This is a genomic window from Methylobacterium sp. J-048 (assembly GCF_022829515.1).
GTDB lineage: Bacteria > Pseudomonadota > Alphaproteobacteria > Rhizobiales > Beijerinckiaceae > Methylobacterium.
The window spans coordinates 1-516 of the sequence record NZ_JAKSYL010000177.1; the positions used below are offsets into that span (position 1 = coordinate 1).

At 68.4% G+C, this 516-nt stretch carries 1 protein-coding gene; it reads right to left on the reverse strand.

Going from position 1 to position 516, the window contains the following annotated elements; genetic code table 11:
• Window positions 1–335 precede the first annotated feature (335 nt).
• On the reverse strand, window positions 336–516 hold a 181-nt coding region (locus MKL09_RS17525), incomplete at its 5' end, for a hypothetical protein (protein ID WP_244022157.1).

Genomic DNA, 516 nt, shown 5'->3' on the forward strand with positions numbered 1-516 from the left:
CCCGCCAGCCGCTCGCACGCCCAGGGGACGGTGGGGAAGTCACGCCGGCTCATTGCGATCGCGCGAATGACCGCTCCCCGCCGCAGCTGAAGGCTCAACGCGGAAGGGCCTGTCCGACGACAGCTAGCCTCCTGACTGCAACGAGACCAGTTCTTCCCGGCGGTGCGCCCGAGGCGTTCGCGACACCGCAAGGCGTGAGGCGGGCAAGCACGTGACGACAGGCTCTCTCCGTGCCAGTTCCCCGCAGAGAGCCTGTGAAGCCTTGGCCGGGCAGTCGTGTGAGGGTCGGTGCGGCGGCGGGACTGGAGACCGCAAGTGCGGGCCCATGGCCCGGATCAGCTAGAGGCTAAGGCTGCGGCCGAAGTCTGTCTCACCCTGCCACCGATCATCGCCTTGATACGGGAAGCGCGGGCCGATCCGTCGATGCACTCGATACCGCCACCGGCATTCAGGGTGTGGAGGCAGTTGCCTGGCCAGGCCGGACCGGGTGTGATCCGGCTGACGATGGTCTGCGCG